The organism is Desulfosarcina variabilis str. Montpellier, assembly GCF_048565275.1.
GTDB lineage: Bacteria > Desulfobacterota > Desulfobacteria > Desulfobacterales > Desulfosarcinaceae > Desulfosarcina > Desulfosarcina variabilis.
This window is the reverse complement of the sequence record NZ_CP159846.1, coordinates 2,668,387-2,689,947: the sequence shown is the minus strand read 5'-3', so window position 1 is coordinate 2,689,947 and position 21,561 is coordinate 2,668,387. Positions and strand designations below refer to the sequence as shown.

Genomic DNA, 21,561 nt, shown 5'->3' with positions numbered 1-21,561 from the left:
CATTGGCAAATGATCCCAAAGGCTGATATCGACCATTTGTTGTCTGTTTCTGAACTGAAAACAGATAAGGTTGAAACCATCGCATACCAGCGTTATAATGCTTTTCATCTGCACCAGCCACGATGTCGATCGTTCACAACACCATGAAATTCATGCTAAAAGATGGTCTACTAACTGTCAAGGATAATCAAATCACACGCTCTCGTCAAATGATGGCCGTGGCTGTGGCCCTACCGGTTCATGATATTTACAGCTACAGCATTCCGGCGCACCTTGCTGCGCAAGCCGGTGTCGGAAAACGCGTCCTGGTGCCCTTTGGCAGACGATCGGTCACCGGCTATCTGATTGGTCCGGCACACGATTCGACCCCGCCTGAAATCAAGCATATTCTGGACGTACTCGATGATCAGGCCCTGTTTCCCGAATCCATGCTCCCCTTTTTCGAATGGATCGCCAGCTATTATATGTACCCGCTGGGACAGGTGATCACTACGGCGCTGCCCGCCGGGCTCAATCTTTTCGATGTGACCCTGTTGACCGTGAGTCAGGCCGGCATCCAGGCCATCACCACCGCATCGCTTGCCCCCCTGGAAGCCCGCATCCTCCAAGCATTGGCCAAAGGCACCGCCACCACCAAGCAACTGCAAAAAAGGATCGGCCAACCCTTTTCATGGGCCCTGATTCATCAGATGCAAAAACGGGGGTGGATTCTTGTGGACCGCCAGATCAAAGGGGGACGGATTCGGCCCAAAACCATCCGTTGGGTAACGGTCAATGATACGGCCCCACCGTCCAAGCGAATCTCAGCCCAGCGCCAGACCATTCTGGATCTTCTGCATAGCAAAGGGGATCAAAGTGTGGCGACGCTGAAATCTCATATCCGTACCGCCCCGTCGCTGATCCGGGCCATGGAAAAAGCCGGCCTGGTAAGCTCCTACGAAAAAGCCGTGTATCGCGATCCCTTTGGCGACCCCATTGAGGCGGATACCCCCCCAGACCTCACCACGGAACAGGCTCATGCGCTTGAAACCATTACCCCTCGACTGGGCAAGGGATTTGGCACCATCGTGCTTGCCGGCGTTACCGGCAGCGGAAAAACCGAGGTGTATCTGCAGATTACCCAGGCAGCCCTGGACTTGGGACTCAACACGGTGGTCCTGGTGCCTGAAATCGCACTGATTTCCCAGACTGAACGCCGTTTCCGTGCCCGTTTTGGTGACACCGTGGCCGTGCTGCACAGCGGACTGTCCCAGGGAGAAAGATACGATCAGTGGCAGCGCATCGTCAGCGGCAAAACGCGTGTGGCCATTGGTGCACGATCGTGCATTTTCGCACCCTTTGCCCAGGTGGGACTGATCATCGTGGATGAGGAACACGACACCGCCTATAAACAGGAAGGCGGGTTGACTTACAATGCCAGAGACCTGGCCGTGGTTCGCGCCCGCCAGCATGGTGCCCTGGTCGTTTTGGGGTCGGCCACGCCGTCGATTCAGTCCTGGTATAATGTGACCATCGGCAAGTATGGGGCGGCCACACTCCATCGGCGAGTCAACGACAAGCCTTTGCCGGCCATCCAGACCGTTGATCTTTCCCAGGGCCGGGACGACCGCGGCATCCGGCGTTATATTACATTACCGCTACAAAATGCACTGCAACAAACCCTCGACGCCGGCAATCAGGCACTGATCTTTCTTAATCGACGGGGGTTTGCCGCCTTTCCCATCTGCACCGATTGCGGGCAGCCCTTGCGCTGTAAAAACTGTGATATTTCCCTGACCCTGCACAAAAAAATCAATGCCTTTCGCTGTCATTATTGCGGCTTTTCCAAGCCCGCAACATCCGCCTGCCCCACTTGCGGCGCAAAAAAAATCAAGCTTTTGGGCATGGGAACCGAAAAAATACAAGAAACCTTGATGCAGTTGTTTCCCGATGCCCGGGTGGCCCGGATGGATCGGGACACCATGACCCGGAAGGGGTCCATCGTCAAACTGCTCAAGGATCTGAAGCATCGACACATTGACATTCTGGTGGGGACCCAGATGGTGGTCAAGGGCCATGATTTTCCAGGCATTACACTCGTTGGTGTGATATGTGCCGACCTGAGCCTGAATTTCCCCGACTTTCGGGCGGGTGAACAGACGTTTCAGCTATTGGCCCAGGTCGCGGGGCGCGCCGGTCGCGGAGATCAACCGGGAAAAGTGATTCTGCAGACTTTCAATCCCGATCATTTCAGCATTCTGGCCGCCAAGGATCAGGATTTCTTGGCCTTTTTCGATCGTGAAATCGGTTTTCGCAAATCCTTGGGATATCCGCCGTTGACCCGCATGATCGCCCTGCGCATCTCCGGTAAGGATGCGCAGCAAACGGCCGACCAGGCCCAACGCTTGGGCGATCGTTGCCGCGAACTGCTGATTGCGGGAGGGCCATATAAAGGTACCGTTGAGGTGATGGGCCCCATCGAAGCGCCGATTGCACGGATCGCCGGCCAGTTTCGCTGGCAGATCATTGTTAAAAGTGCCGATACCGGCAGGCTTCACCGATTCGTCAGACAGCTGAACGGCGGAGCCGGCAGCGCGTTCGGCAAACGTCATGTCAGGGTCATCGTGGATGTGGATCCTTTTTTCCTGATGTAGCTTGACAGTTCGGGACGTGAGGCTTAAAACTATCGCCAACGTCGATCAACTGGGAAGCCGCCGAATACCGGCGTTTTCCTTACAAGCAGGAGTACAACAATGAAATATCTTGGTCTTTTCGTTTTGATGGTGTTTTTCCTTTTGGGGAGCATGGGGCAGGCACTGGTTGCCGCGGACATGTCAACCGACACCCCGCCCGATGCCGTGTTCCCTCAAGTGACCTATGAGTTTGAAAAAGTTGTTGACGGCACAGTGGTAACCCATAATTTTGCCGTCAAAAATACCGGCAAAGGGGTGCTTGAAATCAGCCGCGTCAAAACCGGTTGAGGGTGCTCGGTGGCCTCCTATCCGAGGCAAATCCCCGCCGGCGGCGAGGGGAAAATCAGCATCAAGGTCAACACATCCGGTTATGGTGGCAGGACACTGAAAAAAAGTATCGATGTTTTCACCAACGACCCGGCCAAAGGTCGGATCACGCTCAGCATGACCGGCAATGTCGTTCAGTTTGCCTCTTTAAAACCGACGTTTGCACGACTGGTTGGTGAAGTGGGAACCGACATTAAAAAAACGATCACCATCATGCGGGAAAAGGATTATCCGTTTAAAATAATCGACGTGCGTGCGCGTAACGGAAAAGACATCGCTTTTGACCTCAAAGAGCTTAACAAAGCCGATGGCGATGGCTATGTTCTGACTGTCGAAAACCGCAAAACAGCAACCGGTCGCTATACGGACAGCTTGGTCCTGACAACGGACAGCACGGTCAAACCCATCATTACGGTACGGGTCTACGGCCAGATTTATGCAACCAAACCGGCATCGAAAAATGCCCCAGGCGCACCACTTCAAAAAAAAGCAACCAATGGGTAGCCCCCCCCTTGAAGGGTGAGGCACACCCATGATAAGGCCAAAAAGCATCGACAATCCTTTTGCCGGTGCTTTTTTAATAAGGAGACCATCTGTTGGACAATCCCCTAAAAGTCATTGCCTTTGACTGCGATGGTGTCATGTTCGACTCCAGTCAGGCCAACCAGGCCTATTACAATCATCTGTTGGAACGTTTTGACTTACCGCCCATGACACCCGAGCAGTTTGCCTATGTGCACATGCACACGGTGGACGAATCACTGGCCCATCTGTTCCAGGATGAAGCCACTCGCGAAGCAGCTCATGTCTATCGTAAACAACTCGGCTATTTGCCCTTCATGAAATACATGCAGATGGAACCCGGGCTGGTACCACTGCTGGAACGTCTGCGCCCAAGCTATAAGACCGCCGTGGCCACCAACCGTACCGATACCATGGCCCGTGTGCTGACCGACAACCACATTGATCACCTTTTCGACCTGGTGGTCTGTGCCCTGGACGTACAGCATCCCAAACCCCACCCGGAATCTCTCAACAAAGTGGCCAATCATTTTGCGGTACGCCCGGAAGAAGTCATGTACATCGGTGATTCCAAAGTTGACGAAATAGCGGCCATCGCCGCCGGCACGTGCTTCGTGGCCTACCGCAACCCAGCGCTTGCCGCTGATCACCACATCCAGCGGTTGTCTGAAATTATTGGTTTGCTAAATGGTCATACGGAAAAAAGAGCATGAGAATTATCACCCACCCGAACCGTTTTGTTTGCCTGGATGCCCGCATCCCACTTTCGGTCGACATCCAGCGGCTTACCGTTTAACGCATTAAACCATGTCCGCCTATCCAACCACCCTAAAGCAGCAGGCCGAGAACGCCCTTGTCGATTCCAATTTCGACTTTATCGCCAAATATCATGCGGTCACCGATCTGCGGCGACTGCTCAAAAAAACACCCCACGTCCTGGACCGGCAGACCATTGCCGCCGTTACCACCCTTTTGCAATCAGACCAATTCCACCGGGTGCGCCAAAGCTACTTCCTTTTCCGCGAAGCGGCAAAAGTAATCAGTGACATGATCGTCCGACCAGCCGGCAATGGCATGGGGCAGGCCGCCCTGGCCACGATGGAGGGGCTGCTGAGCCAAACCCATGGCAGTGCGCACCGTGGTGTGGCCGAAGCCCTGGGCAGTCTGCCACTGGTGGTCAAGGGGCCACGGATGCCAGATATTGATATTGCCAGCCCCCCATCCGTCACCCTGGATGATCTGGCCCGGGCCCACGGACTGCGCCTGATTGGCGATTTCCGTTTTATTGGCAGGAGCCTGGTGGCACAGACATCGCCAAACAATCGTCTACTGGTCGCCAAACTGGCCAAAACAGATGACTGTGCTGCCGATCTCAGCCAGGAAATCCGCTGGATGGAAGCCCTCCAGCACCCCATATATGACGTGGACCGGCGTTTCCACATTCCTGCGCCCCTTACGTTTAACACAGAGCCCGTCGTTCGTCTTACCCAGCTGCCCATAAAGCCACCTGGCACGATTGCCAGGCACCCCCAGGAATTGGCAATCGTATTTGTCACGCAAAAGGATTATTTTGTTTATCCGAACGATCACCGCGTAAGCGGCGAGACCGCCCTGGAAATACTGAGCCGCAATGCCTATTTGATGGGATTTCTGGCTGCTAAGGGAATCATTCACGATGCACCGATCCCCCTTTTCCACAATCGCACCCAACGACTGCGCCGTGACGATCAGGGACGCTACCAGTGGTTTCGGGCCGGCCGTCTGGATCAGTGGCTCGATTCCTGCGCGTTTCCCAACCTGGGATTATCCGGGCTGAGAGACTTTGAGCATCTTATTTCCTTTGAAGGTACAAGCCGTTTGCTGTACCGGCATATCGGCAGCCATTTCTTCAGTTTACTGCTGGTGGCCGGCAGTTATTTTCGCAGCCAGGATGGCTGCCGGCGGGGTCTGGACGCAGACGGCCGGCCGGTGGATGCCCGTGACCTGTTTGATCCCAGCTTGCTGGCAAGGATGATCCATGGAATCTTCGACAACTACTATGCGGGATTTTGCGGTACGTCCTCCCCAACAGCGGGCCTGCCCATCGATCACCATCGCCTTGTTGCGCGTATGATCGAAGAAATGGGGGTGGACCGATATATGAGCGAACTTTTGCGCCGCGTTGACCAGCAGCACATGACACCAGCCCAGTTCCATGCGTTCCTCAGGCAAAAGGGATACGACGCGCAATCAATAGAAGGGATGCAGCCCGGTCAAAGCGATATTCTCATCACCAGCGGCCCTCACCTGGGCGACTTCAACCGCCAGATCTCACTGCCGGAACTGGTCGAAGCCGTGGCCGCCATGTCGGCGGTGTGCATTGCCGGGCGTTATATGGCTCAAAATGGCGTTAGAGCATTTCCCGCGCCCTATTGATATTCTCAATGTCGCCTAGTACAATCAGGGTCATGCCCGCTTCCATGACAAAGGAACTGGGTGGGCGGTATTCGAATTCACCGTTTTTAAAACGAACCCCCAACAGCAGCAGATTGAACTGATCGCGAAGCCCGGACTGGAGAATCGGCTTGCCCACTAAAGGAGAGCCACTGCTGACGGCGACCTGGTGGATACGCAGCTCACCGCGCTCGCTGCGCAGGAGGTTATCGAGAAATTCCACCGCTGCCGGCCGGAGCATCTCGGAAGCCATGCGCAAGGCACCAATGGAGTTGGGCGACACCACCGACGTAGCGCCGGCCTTGAGCAGTTTGGGCTTGAGGCGGCTGTTGGTCATACGGCTGATGATGCGCGCTTTGGCGTTGAGCATCCGCGCGGTCATGGTAATATACAGGTTGTCATTGTCCGACGGCAGACAAATGGTAATCCCCGTGGCCCGTTCAATGCCGGCGGCGATCAGATTCTTGTCATCGGTGGCATCACCGTGAACGTGATACAACCCCTTGACCTGTCGGGCCTCATCGATCACCCGGTTATCGTTATCAACCAGAACCACACTGGCTTTGCTGGTCACCAGTTCAACCGCCAGGGGAAACCCGGTTTCACCACCGCCACAAACGATGTAATGGCCGGTCAGGGCATTGATTTTTTTTTCCATTTTTCTTCTCCGGAGCATGCCGGTCAGTTCGCCTTCGATCAGCATCGCAGTTAACGTACTGATACAGTATAGAATAATTCCCATGCCAAAAACGATCAGCAGCATGGTGAAAATCTGGGCCCCGGCATTACCGGTAATGCCCAGCACCTCACCATAGCCCACAGTGGTCAATGAGATAACGGTCATATACAAGCAGTCAAGGTAGCTGGACCGGCCTTCGAAAATAAGGTAATACCCGCTGCTGCCCATCAGCATGACGCTGCTAAGGATAACAATGGCAAACAATAGCCGTCTTCGGATTCCCATACGAGAAGTCTCTGCGTGTCTGTTCTAAATAATTGGGTCTAATCCGTCATGTATCAACGGGTGCCAAGCCCACACGCCGCCGCCAGGGTCTGGGCTGCGCGAACCGGATCAGCAGCACGCGTGATGCAACTGATGACCGCCACCCCGGCCGCACCGTGGGCAATACAATCGGCTGCATTGTCAGAATCAATGCCACCGATGGCCACCACTGGAACCGGAGACAGATTCACGATATCCCTCAGACCTGTGAGACCTTGCACCGGCTTGGCATCGGTTTTGGTATCGGTGGAAAAAACCGGCCCCATACCGATGTAATCGCAAGCGGCCAGATCCGTATGCTCCAATTCCGACATGGTGGAAATCGACACCCCAATGATGGCCTCGGCCCCCATGATCTGCCGTGCCTGCCACGGCGGTGCATCGTCCTGCCCCACATGAACACCGTCGGCATCGACGGCCTTAGCCAACAGAATATTATCGTTGACTAAAAAAGGAACCCGCCGTTCCCGGCAGAGTCGGCGGATCGCCGCGACTTCCTCATAGGAATCAAGACAGAAGGATTTATGGCGATACTGAATGACGGTAGCTCCGGCATCAATGGCCACGCGGGCCTGCGCCAAGGGGAGCATTCCCCCCGCCGCATCATCGGTAATAAAATAAAATCGCAGGACATCGCGAATATTATCCGGATTCATGACTCCCTTTTCAATTGGATGATGAAGAATTAGGCACCTCGGTGAACAACCGGTGCAACGAAAGAAAACGATCCATCATGGACGATCCATAACGGGCAAGAGTGGCCGTAATTTCGCCAATTGTTTTTTCATGCCGGCCATTAATGGGCGCATGAATGCATTATGACTTTCTCGACAACAGTACCCCTTCGATAAAGACATCAATGTCCCCATCCAGCACACTGTTAACATTGCCCACATCCAGTCCGATGCGGTGATCCTTGACCATCTGGTAGGGATGCAGCACATAGGAACGAATCTGGCTGCCCCAGGCGATATCGTCCTTGCCGTCGTGGATCTCCTGCAGCCGCTCGTCCTGCTTGCGTTTTTCCGCCTCGTAAAGTCTGGCCTTGAGCACCTTCATGGCCATATCCTTGTTGCGGTGCTGGGATTTTTCCTGCTGGCATTGCACCACAATACCGGTGGGCAGATGAGTGATGCGCACGGCACTGCTGGTCTTGTTGACGTGCTGGCCACCGGCGCCGCTGGCGCGGAACACATCGATGCGCAGGTCCTTGTCATCCACATCGATTTCAATCTCGTTATCCAGTTCCGGATAAACAAAAACCGAGGCAAAAGAGGTATGACGTTTGCCGCTGGCATTGAATGGAGAAATTCTGACCAGCCGATGGACACCGCTTTCCGATTTCAGGTAGCCATAAGCAAAGGCGCCACTCGCAGTAAAGGTCACACTTTTGATACCGGCTTCATCACCGGGCTGAAAATCGACAATACTGGCCTTGAACTTTTTACTTTCAACCCATCGCATATACATGCGAAAAAGCATCTCGGCCCAATCCTGGGCCTCGGTGCCGCCGGCGCCGGCATTGATGGAAATAATGGCATTATTCTGATCGTCATCGCCGTCCAGCATCATATTCAATGAAAACTGGTGCATCCGACGTCCCAACCCGCGAATCTGACCGGTGACTTCGGCCAGGGTATCGGCATCCGCCTCTTCGATGGCCAGCTCCAGCATAATGCCGGCTTCCTCAATGTCCTTTTCGAGGGTGTGAAACGTGTCGATCCGCGTGCTTAAAATCGTACGTTCTTTTAAAATCGCGGTGGTGCCGTCAGGGTTGTCCCAAAACCCGTCCCGGGCAATTTCCGCCTCGATTTCCTGGAGCCTTTCTTCCTGGCTGGCCAGGTCAAAGATACTCCTTAAGCTGGGCAAGCTTTTGTTGGTTTTCCTTGAGCAGTTGTTTGGGTTCGGTACTCATGGTTGGTCTCCTCTTATCAATCAGCCGATAGGCCTTTTTGTAAAATCCGAAGGGCTTCGTTTTTTCACCATGGCGCGCCCGATCATTGCCCCCATTCCGATCAGACAAAGCAAGGGCAGCACATCCCCCATGCGTGTGTAAAGGGTGGTCTGTTTTAATACGGGGACTTGCTTTTGGATGACCGCATCTTCAAACAAGCCCGATTGCGCTATGATTCGGCCCACAGGATCGATAAATCCACTGATCCCTGTATTGGCACAACGCACCAGCACACGCCGGTTCTCCACCGCCCTAAAAACGGTCATGGCAAAATGCTGATAGGCAGCGCTGCTTCTATCGAACCAGGCATCATTGGTCAGGTTGACCAACATCCCGGCACCATTTTTCGCCAGGGCCCGGGAGAGTCCCGGGAAAATAATCTCAAAGCATATCTGCACCCCGATCGGCGGAGTGGCGTCCCCCCAGGCCAGCGTTTGCCCCTTGTTCCCACTGGAAAAGTCACCCACCTGCGCCACCATCTTACCGACAAAGGAAAGTAGCCGTTTCAAGGGTACATACTCGCCAAACGGTACCAGATGGACCTTGTCATAGCGCCCCGTGGCATGCCCATCGGGAGACACCATATAGGCACTGTTGTAGATGGCACGCCGATCTGCCGTCCCTTGAGCACTGACGCTGCCCACGAGCAGGTAGGCACCGGTCTGTTGGACGGTCTCCGTAACCAGGCGGGTGAGCTTTGGGCTGGCACCAAAATAAAACGGTGTTGCCGTTTCCGGCCAGACGATCAAATCCGGTTGGTGGGTGGCCGCCGATAGCGTTAGATCCAGGTATTTCTTTGTGGTGCTGATCTGAAACACCGGATCCCATTTGCGGGCTTGATCGATATTGCCCTGAACCACGGCCACGCGGGTTGACGGTGCTTTGGTCATGCGCGCGTCCACGGTGTGGATACGCCTGTTTCCGTATATCAGCACAAGACCGACCAGCGTCACCGGCAACATGACCGCCAGGATCAGGTCGCGCGGACTTACGTCTTGGCCGTGCCATTGCCACTTGGCCAGTCGCAGAATTGTCACATAAACGCCGGCGTTGAAAAGCACGATCAGAAACGAGATCCCATATACGCCGAACATATCTGAGATCTGTATGATATGCAACCGATTAAACTGGGAATATCCAAGGGTCCCCCAGGGAAATCCGGTAAGTAAAAAACAGCGCACATACTCAAGGGCCACCCAGCAAATCGGCGCCAGCAGGAGCAATCGCCCGGGTTTTCGGCAAAAGCGGACGATCAGCATGGCAAAAAAGGCCGGATAAAGCCCCAGATAGGTGGATAGCAACACCAACAGACCGATGCATTGCCACCAGGGCAGATACCCATAGGTGCGCATGGTGATAACCACCCAATACAGCAGGGTCAAATAATGCACCATGCCGGCAATCAACCCGGTACGAAAGGCTTTTTGAGGACTAAGGTTGCCCAAGGCGATGAACAACGGCACAAACGCCACCCAGGCGAGCACGGACAAGCCCAGTTTGGGGAACGCCGCCGTGAGCAACAGGCCACTTGCAGCAGCCGGCAACCATCTGGTTTTCAGTTCAGTCGTCACGGTGATCCTGCTGCGTTAGGGCCTCATCCAGGTACTCTCGCACGGCATTGACGGCCACCTGGAACATTTTGCTGCCGGCCAGAACCGCGCAGGCATCGTCCTTGTCCCCGCACGCCTGGGCAAAAGCCGGTCCAATGGCCATGGCCGGTTCGGATATTTTCCCGGCGGCATCCAACGCGTTGACATACAACTCGAGACGCTGTTTGATGATATCGAAATAGTCAATGTCCGCTCCGGTGGTAAGGGATGCGGACGTCGACAGCGTCGAGGAAAATGACCTGACATTTTCCCAGTATTGCTGTCCCAACGGTGTTTTCAGGCTGTTGTCGGCCAGGTGATAGGTAATCGCCCACCCCACCGAGATGATGCGCAGCAATTGAATTTCATACTCCAAGGCCACCCGCTTTTCAGGCACGGGAAGTGGCAGTGCATCGAGGATCAATTTCATTTCATCCCGGTCAATGGCATATTGAAATAGGTGTTCACCCGCCCGGGCAACGGGGGATTCGATTGTATCGGTGTCGGTCATACATTGTTTTCCTTGATTATCAAGCGGGAATTCACTACCAGAAAAATGTTTTACATTAAATCTGCGATGCCGGCAAGTCAAGCGGCGGAATTCGCGTTAGTGGCTTGTAATTTATTCGATTTCATGAGATTACGATCCTACTTGCGCTGATTCACCAATAGCTTCGGACAAATTTAACGCGAACACTGACGCTGCATCTGCTGCTGACTAAAATAGAGGAAGAAACGGTTCATGCGAAACATGGTCATGTCCTTGGTGTTTGGTTTGCTGATTTTTATCATCGTCCCCCCTGCTTTTTCTCAAGCCCCGCACGCACAGCCAATGTCCGCGTCTACAGACGGCAAAACGGGAAATGTCATGGCACGCTGGGCCACAAGCACCTTTACCCTTTCCGCTGGCTACCGGCTTGACAATTTGAGCTGGAATATTGCCGGCAACACCGAGGGCGCCAATCCCAATGTGCTTTCCGAGCTCAGTTGGTCAGGCGTCACGATTTATCAGCTGAAATTGGACAATCGCACGACAATCAAAAACTGGATTTATCTAAAAGGACAGCTCGACTATGGTGTGGTTGCCTCCGGAGATAATCAGGACTCCGATTATAGTGGCGACAACCGTACCCAGGAATTCTCCCGCTCCATCAACAGCGTCGACGGCAAAGACGTCTGGGACGGGTCCCTGGGCATCGGCCCGCGCTTTTCTTTTCTGGAATCCACGGTTGTCCTTTGCCCGATGCTGGGGTACGCCATGGCCGAGCAGGATTTCAATATCGTTGATGGGTACCAGGTCATAGCGACAACACCACTGGCCGACATATCAACAGGCCCCATTGAAGGGTTGGATAGTCATTATCAAACCCGCTGGAAGGGCCCCTGGGTCGGCGTGGAGCTGGAGTTTTCCACCCCCTTTCAAAAGGGGCCGTTTCGCTGCTTGAAGGTCCTTTTCACCGGTGAATATCATTGGGTGGACTACTCAGCTGAGGCCGATTGGAACTTGCGCAGCGATTTACAGCATCCGGTCAGCTTTTCCCACGATGCCGACGGCAAAGGGGTGATGCTGGGAACAATGCTGCAGTTTCATACTCATCGCCACTGGGGGATTCGTTTCGGTATGCATATGGTGGACATGACCACTGACGCCGGTCTGGATCGTGTCTTTCATGCCGATGGCAGTGTCAGCGAGACCCGACTCAATGAGGTCAACTGGCAATCGTTTACCTTCGATGTCGGGCTTTCTTATCAATTTTGACGATGGCTATAAAAAAGGCTCCACCAACGCAATACGTTAGCGGAGCCAAAGTCAAAAGAACTCACCCATTTGACGTACATTAACGCTAAGCGATTCAAAATACAACACTCGTAAAACAATGATTTTATACGTATGTAAAATACGTATTTTCTTTACAAACGGGTGAGAACAATTTTAAGCATTCGTCGCAACGGTTCAGCCGCCCCCCACAGTAGTTGGTCCCCAACGGTAAAAACGGTGAGATATTCAGGCCCTATGATCATTTTGCGGATACGCCCCACGGGCACGCTGAGCGTTCCGGAAACGGCTGCGGGACTTAAGCTGGCCAGTGTTGGGTCTTTTTCATTGCGCACGACCTTCACCCACGCATTGGCCGATGCGATGGTTTCCTGGATATCCTCAAGGGGAATGTCTTGGGTCAGCTTGATGGTCAAGGCCTGGCTATGGCACCGCATGGCCCCCACACGAACGCACTGCCCGTCGATGGGAATGGGATTTTGGCCGCGCCCCAGGATCTTGTTGGTCTCCACCAGTCCTTTCCATTCCTCCCGGGTCTGCCCGTTTTCCATGGGACGATCGATCCAGGGGATCAGGCTGGCGGCCAGGGGAGCGCCAAAATAATCGATGGGAAAATCCGGCCCGGCCAGTGTAGCGGAAATCTGCCGATCGATGTCTAAAATGGAGGACGCCGGATCGGCCAGCTGGGCTTTGGCCCCATCCCCCAAAAGGCCCATCTGTGTGACCAGCTCGCGCATATTGTTGGCGCCGGCACCCGACGCGCTCTGGTAGGTCATGGATGTCAACCACTGCACCCAGTTTTTTTCAAAAAGCCCGCCAATGGCCATGAGCATCAGGGAAACCGTGCAGTTACCGCCAATGTAATCCTTGATGCCATCCTCCAGCGCCTGGTCAATCACCTGGCGATTGACCGGGTCCAGGACGATGATGCTGTTTGCTTTCATTCTCAGCGTGGATGCGGCATCGATCCAATATCCCGTCCATCCGCGCTCCCTCAGGGCCGGATGAATGCTCTCCGTATAGCTGCCCCCCTGGCATGACACAATCACCGCCATGTCGGCCAACGCGTCCAGATCCTTCGCATCCAACACCGTCTCGGGGCCCCGGCCAATATCCGGACCGGTCTTACCGGTCTGGGAGGTGGAGAAAAAAAATGGGTTGCAATCTTTAAAATCGTTCTCCGCCATCATGCGGTCCATCAGGACCGATCCCACCATACCGCGCCATCCGACGATGCCTACGCTGATCATTTTTTTCGATCTCCTTTCAAACATTACCGTTTCGTATCGATCAACAGGACGAATCATCCTGTGTTCGGGATCCATACGTGTCAACAAATTCGCTTTTTTACTTTAAATTTCAATAATGGGGCTGCCGTTGGATTGTCAAGGGGTTTTCCCTTGGCACCTGTTTAAAAACGCTGAATCGGTCCAAGATGAGGCTTTTTACGAGTTCATCCAGTTTGCGGGGATAAAATGCTTAAAACCCTTCGGGCATCTCCGAGAATCGATCACCCAGAAAACGGCGGATGGTTTTCAGAAACAGTTCCGGTGCCTCTGCGGGAATGGAATGCCCGGCCGCCTTGACCACCAGGTGTCGTCCGCCGCTTTTTTCAGCGACCTCGGCCGCCCCGTTTGCCGATACCAGGGGGTCATCCGCGCCACACATCACCAGCAGGGGCAGGTTTAGGGGCTGCAGCATGGACCGCAGTCCGGGATATCGGCCCAAGGCAGTCAAATGGGCGATAATGGAAGCTTCCCGGTTGCGCCGGACGATGGTTTTGGCAATCCGGTCCAGATGCTTTTGATGGTCAGCCAGATACGCTTCACCAAACACATGGGGCATGGCTGCATCGACCATGGCTGCCAACCCGCCACTTTCGGCAATCTTCAACCAGCTCCTGACAATCAGCCGCGATCGTATTGATGCCCGTGTGCCGATAGAGCAAAGCACCAACCGATCAATCCGTTGGGGATGCAGCCGGGCCATGGCATACCCCAAGAGGGCACCGTGGCTCAATCCCACCAGGTTGACCTTGGATAGCTCCAGATGCCGCATCAACGCCGTAAGATCGACCAGATGCAGGTCCAGGCTCAGCGGAATGGCTCCCAACTCGCTTTCGCCCTGCCCCCGGGCATCGTATAACAGCGTTCGAAACCCAGGTTTCAACGACGATGCCATCACCTTCCAGTACATGGTCGTCTGCAACGTGCCGTTTAAAAAGACCACCACCGGACGGCTGCGCTCGACGCCCGTGGTTTCATAATAAAGACTGCACCCGTCCTGGGTTCGGAAATAAGGCATTGGGTCGACATCGTCCTTTTGCAAAGGAAAAATTGGCGGATTACGGCCAATTCTATACCACAACGGACTTTGTTTTCGAAGAATTTAGCGTTGACTTGCAGTATTACCAAACAGCGGTGGAAATCGATATCATTCCCGTTGCCGGCCGCTCCAGCGCTTGTAAAGCGAGTGGGCCACCCCAAAAAGGTCAAGGGCTTTGCCGACACTGTGATCGATGATGTCGGAAATGGTGGTGGGCTGGTGGTAAAAAGCGGGAACCGGCGGCAGAAGAATTCCGCCCAGGTTGGCCACCTTGGTCATGAGTTCGAGATGACCGGCATGCAGGGGTGTTTCCCTGACCATCAGGACCAAGGGTCTGCGCTCCTTCAGGCACACATCGGCCGCCCGGACAATCAAGTTGTGATCAAACGCATGGGCCACGGCAGAAAGGGTCTTGATGCTGCATGGGCTGATGAGCATGCCCCGCGTTGGAAAGGATCCGCTGGCAATGGCAGCGGCCATGTCGGAAACCTCGTAAACCGTTGTTGCCAGTGCCTTGATCTGGGAAAGGCGGTAATCCGTCTCAATGGAAAGAGTGAGCGCAGCCGCCTGGCTGATAATCAGGTGCGCAGGGATACCCAGCGATTTGACGACTTCCAGCGTACGCACACCATAAATCACACCGCTGGCCCCGGTCAGGGCGACAATTAAAGGATGGGAAGCATCCGCCATTAGCATGTCCTTTGCATTTATGGTCAGCCATCGTCCGGACATAACCGATGAATAATCAGCGGATGGCAACAAAATGGATGGTTGCATGGAAACCGGCCGAAAACATCTGATGGTTATCTCATCCCATGGCATAGAGGGCATTTTTTTGTCAAACGCTTTTATGGATTCTCACTGGTTCCCATGCTCCTTCGCGGGAACGTGGCAAAAATAACATCCATCGCACCGGGTTTTCGTTTTCGTTGTCGTTGTCGGCTTTTCGATCACAATAACGATTCTTGAACAACGCCAGATTCCTTGACAGCACCCGCCTGCCGACGTTAGAAAGTTTCTTTCCCTTTAAAATGGACTATCACCCATGCCTATTGATCAATATCTGGAATTTCATCGCCACGCCGTGGCCCGCATGCCCGCTGCCGAGGATCGCCATCCAGGTGTGGCTTTTTTCGTTGGTGGCAAACCCAGCCAGCAGTTTTGTACCTGCCAGAAATCCAGCAAACGGACCTGTATTCATCTCAAAGCCCTGATGCAGTCCCTGGGCGCAAACGGCAAGGCACGTCAGTCCACGGATCTTGCGGCCCGGTTTACCCGAAGCCTCTGGTACGCGCTGGCCGAAACCCTGAACCAGGGCAATCACCTGACCGTAGACTCAGCCCAGGTGCAGTTTATCCAAAACAAGGCCCGCACCACCCTGGAGATCAAGACGGCCGACGGCGTAAACGCAATCACCTATGTTTCCACCGATGCCGACCGCAACCGCCTGGCCGAACGGCTGGGGCATTTCTCGTCTCCGGACACGGACGTCATCCCCGACCGCGCAGAAGTACTGCGGCGCCTGCAGCTGTTGACCATGACCGAAGCGGAACGTCAGCTGCACGCGCTCAACATGCAGTCCCGCCGCCAGGGACTGGAAAAAAGCGTGTGGTACCTTCTGGCCTATCACGGCTTCATGGAATTCGGTGTCGACGGCTGTCAACTGAGGCCATCGGTGGACGAAAAGACCGGGCAATTCATTGTCACCGGTAAAAATTCCCAAAACGAGGCCATCTTTCATATTCGCATCCCCAGAGGCCGGGTCCAGGCGCTGCTGGCCTGCCTGGGAAAACACCTGCCCAACCAGCACGATCTGCCCGTTCATCCCATTCCGCTGAAAAGCCTGTTTCGCGTCAGCCAGAAAACCCAAACCGACCTGGATGTCCTGCCCGTCATTCAAGTGATCCAGGACCAGGGTGAAGACCGTTTTTTTTCGCGTGAAGACCTGGAAAAATTTATCTATGGCGATCTGGTGTATATCCCTGAGCTGAAAATTCTCGCTGAACTGGAAAAACCCGGCAAATCAAGGCGCTTTGAAACACCCCGGCGCATGACCTTTAAAAAATACCAGATCCCCAGTTTTCTTGAAACCGTCGGCGAGGCGCTGACCAGCGACGGCTTTCTGGTCGACCCGGACGTCAAAGGCCTGAAGCTGCTAAAACAATGGAACACGCTGAAACTGGCCCCGAGTGCCATCGACCGCGATTGGTGCTGGCTCTCGATGGATTACGGGTTCGGTGACGAGACCGTATCGCTGAGCGACATCCTTGGCACACGAAAGGCGGGGAACCGCTACATCGGCACCACCGACGGTTGGGTGGACACCCATGCACCGGTCATGGACACCCTGGCCGCCCTGACAGAAGATCTGCCCACCGATCGATTCAGCAAGGACGGCAAATCCGTAAAATTGTCCCGCCAGGAATTGTTTCGGATCACCGCCCTGCAACCGGACCTGCCAACCATCAGCGGAACGGACGACAATGCGGCCACCCTGTCGCGGCTGATCAACCTGGAACCATCCGCCCTGCCCGATGATCCATCGCTGGCCTCTACCTTGCGCGACTACCAGAAAATCGGTCTGAAATGGCTGTGGTGGCTGTGGGAAAACCGTCTTGGCGGCCTTTTGTGCGATGACATGGGACTGGGCAAAACCCATCAGATGATGGCCCTGATGGCCTGCATCCAAAAGCAGGAAAACCCACCGCGGCCCATCCTTGTGGTCTGTCCGACCACGGTACTCAGCCATTGGACACTCAAAATCAAGCAGCACGCACCAACGCTGACCGCCAAGGCCTATTATGGCTTAGGCCGGGACCTGACCGCTACGCTCACCGATACCGATGTGCTGGTCACGTCCTACGGCCTGCTGCTCAGGGATATCGATGGCCTCGACGCCATTGACTTTGCCCTGGCGGTGTTCGATGAAATGCAGCAGATCAAAAACGCCGACACCAAAACCTACGCAGCCGCCCGCCGGATCCAGGCATCGATCAAGATCGGCCTGTCCGGCACGCCCATCGAAAATTCGGTGCTGGAACTAAAAGCCCTGATGGATGTGGTGGTTCCTGGATATTTGGGATCCAGCGATGATTTCAAGCATCGTTTCATGGACGACGCGGCAACTACCGGCGCCGGCGGGAAAAATCGCGCCCACCTGCGGCGGCTGATCCACCCTTTTACCCTGCGGCGGTTGAAAAGCCGGGTGCTTGAAGAGCTGCCCGAAAAAATCGAGGATATCCGGTATTGTGAGCTCACCGACCGGCAGGTCAAACTTTACCGGGACGCCATTGCCGCCCGGTCCCAAGGAATCATCGCCTCTCTGACAAATGAAGCGGATGCGATTCCCTATATTCACATTTTCGCCCTGCTCACCCTGCTCAAGCAGATCTGCAACCATCCGGCGATGGTGGACAAACAACCGGTTGCCGCCGACAGCGAAGATTCGGGCAAATGGGAATTGTTCAAGGAACTGCTTGGTGAAAGCCTCGCGTCAGGACAAAAAGTGGTCGTTTACAGCCAGTTTACCGAAATGATCGCCATCATCGCCGATTACCTGAAAGACCAGGCGATCGGTCATGTGGTGCTCACCGGCGCCAGCCGGCATCGCGGCCGCCTGATTGAGCGGTTCAACACCGACCCCTCGTGCCAGGTATTTGTGGGCAGCCTGAAGGCCGGTGGTACCGGTATCGACCTGGTGGCCGGGTCGGTGGTGATTCATTATGACCGCTGGTGGAATGCGGCCAAGGAAGACCAGGCCACGGATCGCGTTCATCGCATCGGTCAACAGCGCGGGGTCCAGGTCTTCAAACTGGTGACCCTGGGCACCCTTGAGGAAAAAATATCCGCCATCATCGAAAAAAAACGCCGATTAATGGCCGATATCGTTCGTGAGGATGATCCGGGTCTATTGAAAGCGTTCACCCGGAAGCAGCTGCTCGAATTTTTATCCTGAATGAATTTTGGGGGTTGTGTCAGTTACGGTTTTGACATCCACCATCATCGGTCGCATATTAATTGTTTAGCTTAACAAACCAAAGATGGTGCCGTTGAGACCAAGGCCCTATTGAAATGGCAGCGGCTAATGGTTTACTAACAAATTGCCGATAGATTGGCAACCTAAGCTACATGCAACCTGCCCGAGCCGGAAGCGATTGGCCCCATTCAATACACTACTAAGGAAGGAACGTTTTTGCCATGTCGACCAAATTCTATTGCAATAACGAACAATGTCCTCATTCTGATCAAGGCCCCTTTGTACTCGAACTGGCATCAGAAGCGGTAATGGACGGAAACAACCTGGCGACCATTTTTTGTCAGCGATGCGGCAAACCCATGCAGCGGCTTCCCGCAGATTCCAAACAAAGTCCAAGCCACCATCGCTTCTACTGCCACAACAAAGCCTGTGGAAGCCTGAACAAAGGCCCCTTTTTTATCGATCTGCCCAGTGAAGCAATCATGGACAACAACAATCTGGCCACCATCTTTTGTCCCAAATGCGGCAAGGCAATGAAGGCTTTTAACAAACAGGCTGAGACCGTGGCCAGCGTGTAGCCCTCATCTGTCAACAAACAACTCATTTCTAAGCTTATCTTCGGGTCATGGCACTGACGGTGGCAAAAGCCGGTATGGTGTGTACCGGCCATAAGGGTCTGATGGCCCTGTTGCCACCGTCGCCTTTTTGGCCCGTCTTAAGTCGTGCTGTTTCCAAATATTTTTCCTGTTGCTTGTAAATGCCCCCGTGAAGCGACCCATCCGTCATAGTTGACCCCTCCTGCCGTTTGGATGTACAAATAATCCAGGTTGTTTTCCGATTGTCGGCCACTCTCATGGTGCCGATGCAATATCATCACCGGGAATTTTCCCATGCGGCGTTCGATCCTTTTCTTTTTTTTTATGCTGGCCATGCTTTCAGCGCCACCCTCTGTGGTTGCCCAGCGGCGCATCGTCGTGGGCATGTTTGAGGAAACACCGCTGATTTTCACCGATTCAAAGGGCCATCACCGGGGTATTGCGGTCGATCTGCTTGATTATATTGCCCGGCAGGAAAAATGGACCCTTCAGTACCTTCCCGGTACACGGTCCCAATGTGTAAAACGATTGAAAACCGGTATCGTTGATCTTTTACCGGGGCTGGCTGAATTGAAAAAGCGGGAAAAGGCGCTGCAGTTGGGAAAAGAGTCGATCCTCACCGATTGGGGCCAGATGTACATCCACCCGGACACCCCACCGGCGCATCTGCTGGATTTTACGGGCCGGGATATCGCCTTTGCCGAAAAAGATCCCTATACCCCTGCGTTTGAAACCATGCTGACGGTGCTCGAGATTCATCCACAGATGATCAAGGCGGCCGATTACAAAAGCGTGTTGTCCCTGGTGCATCAAAAAAAAGTGTCGGCCGGCATCGTCTCCCGAATTTACGGCGCCTATGGTGAAAAACATTTCAAGGTTAAAAGAAGCCCAATCAGTTTTTGCCCTGTAAAGCTATGTTTCGCCGTTTTAAAGGATCGCAATACAGACATCCTGATCACCCTGGACGCCTATCTCAAAAAACTCAAGGCGACCCCCCGATCCATCTACCATCAATCCCTGAAACGGTGGACGACGGGCGTCAGACCGGTGACCTATCCACGATGGCTCAAGCCGCTGTGGGTCCTTTGCAGCATTATCGCGGTAATGGTAATCATTGTCGTGGGCAATGTGATTCTCAGCCGGCAGGTCAAACGGCGTACCGAGGTGTTAAAAAACACGATCGCCGAAAAAGAGAAAATAGAAAGCGAACTGGCCGTTGCCAGGGAAATACAACTGCAGCTTGTGCCGGACCGCTCCCCTTCTATGCCCCGCAGAAAGGAATTCGATATTTTCGCCTGCCTGGAGCCGGCCCTTGAAGTCGGGGGAGATTTTTATGATTATTTTTTCATCGATAAAAACACCTTGTGCCTGGTAATCGGAGATGTTTCCGGCAAAGGTGTACCTGCCGCACTTTTTATGGCCATGGCCAAAACCATGCTCAAATCCGCGGCCAGGCTGCTGGTTGAGCCCGAATACATTCTGGCCGATGTCAACCGGGAAATTTCTCGCAACAATCCTTCACTCACCTTCGTCACCGTATTTTTAGGGGTATTGGATTTGAATACCGGCATGTTGACCTATACTAGCGCCGGGCACAATCCCCCCCTTTTCATTGGCCTTAAGGGAAATTCTGTCCTGCTGGGCGATGCCCAATGCCCGGCCATCGGCCTGGATGAAACACATGGGTACCGTCAGGCCACCGTCCAGTTGCAGCACAAGGAAGGGCTGCTACTTTATACCGACGGTGTCACCGAGGCGCAGGACAGCAAAAATCATATGTTTACCCAGGAAGCCCTGATGCGGACCGTCTCATTGACCGCCGATTTATCCCCTGAAAAACGGGTCCAGGCGATCCTTTCCCGCGTACGCGAATTTACCGGCAACCGTGCCCTGGACGATGATCTGACCCTTTTGGCCATGACCTACTTTTCCCCTGACCGGGTGGGTGAAACATTAAAAACCATCGTAGTTAAAAACGACATTCGCGAAATGAGCCGTATTACCGATACCATTACCAGGATCACCGATGCGGCGGGATGTCCGCCGGTGGTCGTGCATGATGTGATCCTGGCCGTTGAAGAAATATTTTCCAACATCGTTTTTTATGGGTTTGGCGATGATTTGGATCACAATATCACGTTTCATGTTGTCGCCGAGACCGATGCCCTGATTCTGACCCTTCAGGATGAAGGCATTCCGTTTAATCCACTTAATGTTCACGTCGGCTCGCGGGACAAGCCCTTGGAAGAGCGGGATAAGGGCGGTATGGGTATCATTCTGGCCAAAAATCTGATGGATCGGATGGAATACAGGCGGGATCGGGGAAAAAATATAATGCGAATGGAAAAGCACTATCGATAGTGCCCATCCAGAAATGCCCGTTTGCC

17 protein-coding genes are annotated in these 21,561 nt (G+C 54.1%); 8 read left to right on the top strand and 9 right to left on the bottom strand.

Features of this window, described 5'->3' with window-relative positions; all coding sequences use genetic code 11:
* Positions 1–152: 152 nt before the first annotated feature.
* The 4 genes from priA to Dvar_RS12080 all read left to right on the top strand — a co-directional run bounded on the left by priA (position 153) and on the right by Dvar_RS12080 (position 5,936).
* The gene (priA, locus tag Dvar_RS12095; RefSeq protein WP_419661957.1) at positions 153–2,633 is read left to right on the top strand and encodes a replication restart helicase PriA; all 2,481 of its coding nucleotides are present in this window, start codon (positions 153–155) and stop codon (positions 2,631–2,633) included.
* 150 nt (positions 2,634–2,783) lie between these two features.
* Positions 2,784–3,503 carry an OS_HP2 family (seleno)protein gene (locus tag Dvar_RS12090; RefSeq protein WP_419664105.1) on the top strand — a complete coding sequence of 240 codons (720 nt, stop codon included), beginning with the start codon at positions 2,784–2,786 and terminating at the stop codon, positions 3,501–3,503.
* 92 nt (positions 3,504–3,595) lie between these two features.
* Positions 3,596–4,234: an HAD family hydrolase gene (locus Dvar_RS12085; protein WP_419661956.1), complete on the top strand. Its 639-nt coding sequence runs from the start codon at positions 3,596–3,598 to the stop codon at positions 4,232–4,234.
* Positions 4,235–4,328: 94 nt separating this feature from the next.
* The gene (locus Dvar_RS12080) at positions 4,329–5,936 is read left to right on the top strand and encodes a SidJ-related pseudokinase (protein WP_419661955.1); all 1,608 of its coding nucleotides are present in this window, start codon (positions 4,329–4,331) and stop codon (positions 5,934–5,936) included.
* Here Dvar_RS12080 and Dvar_RS12075 read toward each other — a convergent pair.
* From Dvar_RS12075 to Dvar_RS12055, 5 genes are all read right to left on the bottom strand, one after another.
* Positions 5,911–6,918 (bottom strand): potassium channel family protein, encoded by a 1,008-nt coding sequence (locus tag Dvar_RS12075; RefSeq protein ID WP_419661954.1) that lies wholly within the window; start codon positions 6,916–6,918, stop codon positions 5,911–5,913. The genes Dvar_RS12080 and Dvar_RS12075 overlap by 26 nt on opposite strands.
* Before the next feature lie 53 nt (positions 6,919–6,971).
* Positions 6,972–7,613 (bottom strand): thiamine phosphate synthase, encoded by a 642-nt coding sequence (gene thiE / locus Dvar_RS12070; protein WP_419661953.1) that lies wholly within the window; start codon positions 7,611–7,613, stop codon positions 6,972–6,974.
* A gap of 160 nt (positions 7,614–7,773) precedes the next feature.
* Positions 7,774–8,872, bottom strand: a protein-coding gene (gene prfB / locus Dvar_RS12065; RefSeq protein WP_419661952.1) for a peptide chain release factor 2 whose coding sequence is annotated in 2 segments (ribosomal slippage) — positions 7,774–8,802 and positions 8,804–8,872 — 1,098 coding nt in all. Because the reading frame shifts where the segments join, the coding sequence is not laid out codon by codon here.
* Positions 8,873–8,892: 20 nt separating this feature from the next.
* Positions 8,893–10,482: an apolipoprotein N-acyltransferase gene (gene lnt / locus Dvar_RS12060; RefSeq protein ID WP_419661951.1), complete on the bottom strand. Its 1,590-nt coding sequence runs from the start codon at positions 10,480–10,482 to the stop codon at positions 8,893–8,895.
* Positions 10,472–11,011, bottom strand: a complete 540-nt coding sequence (locus Dvar_RS12055) for a hypothetical protein (protein ID WP_419661950.1) — start codon at positions 11,009–11,011, stop codon at positions 10,472–10,474. The genes lnt and Dvar_RS12055 overlap by 11 nt, the downstream gene beginning before the upstream one ends.
* A gap of 231 nt (positions 11,012–11,242) precedes the next feature.
* Here Dvar_RS12055 and Dvar_RS12050 point away from each other — a divergent pair, with 231 nt between their 5' ends.
* A complete protein-coding gene (locus tag Dvar_RS12050; protein WP_419661949.1) occupies positions 11,243–12,259 on the top strand; it encodes a hypothetical protein in 1,017 nt (338 codons plus the stop codon).
* 152 nt (positions 12,260–12,411) lie between these two features.
* Here the strand turns inward: Dvar_RS12050 and asd are convergent, their stop codons facing one another.
* The 3 genes from asd to Dvar_RS12035 all read right to left on the bottom strand — a co-directional run bounded on the left by asd (position 12,412) and on the right by Dvar_RS12035 (position 15,379).
* Positions 12,412–13,527, bottom strand: coding sequence for an aspartate-semialdehyde dehydrogenase (asd, locus tag Dvar_RS12045; protein ID WP_419661948.1), 1,116 nt, complete (start codon positions 13,525–13,527; stop codon positions 12,412–12,414).
* Between the two features lie 229 nt (positions 13,528–13,756).
* Positions 13,757–14,581: an alpha/beta fold hydrolase gene (locus tag Dvar_RS12040; protein WP_419661947.1), complete on the bottom strand. Its 825-nt coding sequence runs from the start codon at positions 14,579–14,581 to the stop codon at positions 13,757–13,759.
* A 129-nt stretch (positions 14,582–14,710) separates the two neighbouring features.
* Positions 14,711–15,379 carry a UbiX family flavin prenyltransferase gene (locus Dvar_RS12035; protein ID WP_419661946.1) on the bottom strand — a complete coding sequence of 223 codons (669 nt, stop codon included), beginning with the start codon at positions 15,377–15,379 and terminating at the stop codon, positions 14,711–14,713.
* A gap of 268 nt (positions 15,380–15,647) precedes the next feature.
* Between Dvar_RS12035 and Dvar_RS12030 the strand changes: the two genes are divergently transcribed.
* A complete protein-coding gene (locus tag Dvar_RS12030) occupies positions 15,648–18,557 on the top strand; it encodes a DEAD/DEAH box helicase (protein WP_419661945.1) in 2,910 nt (969 codons plus the stop codon).
* Between the two features lie 242 nt (positions 18,558–18,799).
* On the top strand, positions 18,800–19,156 hold the full coding sequence (locus tag Dvar_RS12025; protein WP_419661944.1) for a hypothetical protein: 357 nt from the start codon (positions 18,800–18,802) through the stop codon (positions 19,154–19,156).
* A 34-nt stretch (positions 19,157–19,190) separates the two neighbouring features.
* Here the strand turns inward: Dvar_RS12025 and Dvar_RS12020 are convergent, their stop codons facing one another.
* Positions 19,191–19,364: a hypothetical protein gene (locus Dvar_RS12020; RefSeq protein WP_419661943.1), complete on the bottom strand. Its 174-nt coding sequence runs from the start codon at positions 19,362–19,364 to the stop codon at positions 19,191–19,193.
* 104 nt (positions 19,365–19,468) lie between these two features.
* Here Dvar_RS12020 and Dvar_RS12015 point away from each other — a divergent pair, with 104 nt between their 5' ends.
* Positions 19,469–21,535 carry a SpoIIE family protein phosphatase gene (locus Dvar_RS12015; protein ID WP_419661942.1) on the top strand — a complete coding sequence of 689 codons (2,067 nt, stop codon included), beginning with the start codon at positions 19,469–19,471 and terminating at the stop codon, positions 21,533–21,535.
* The last annotated feature ends 26 nt before the right edge of the window (positions 21,536–21,561 follow it).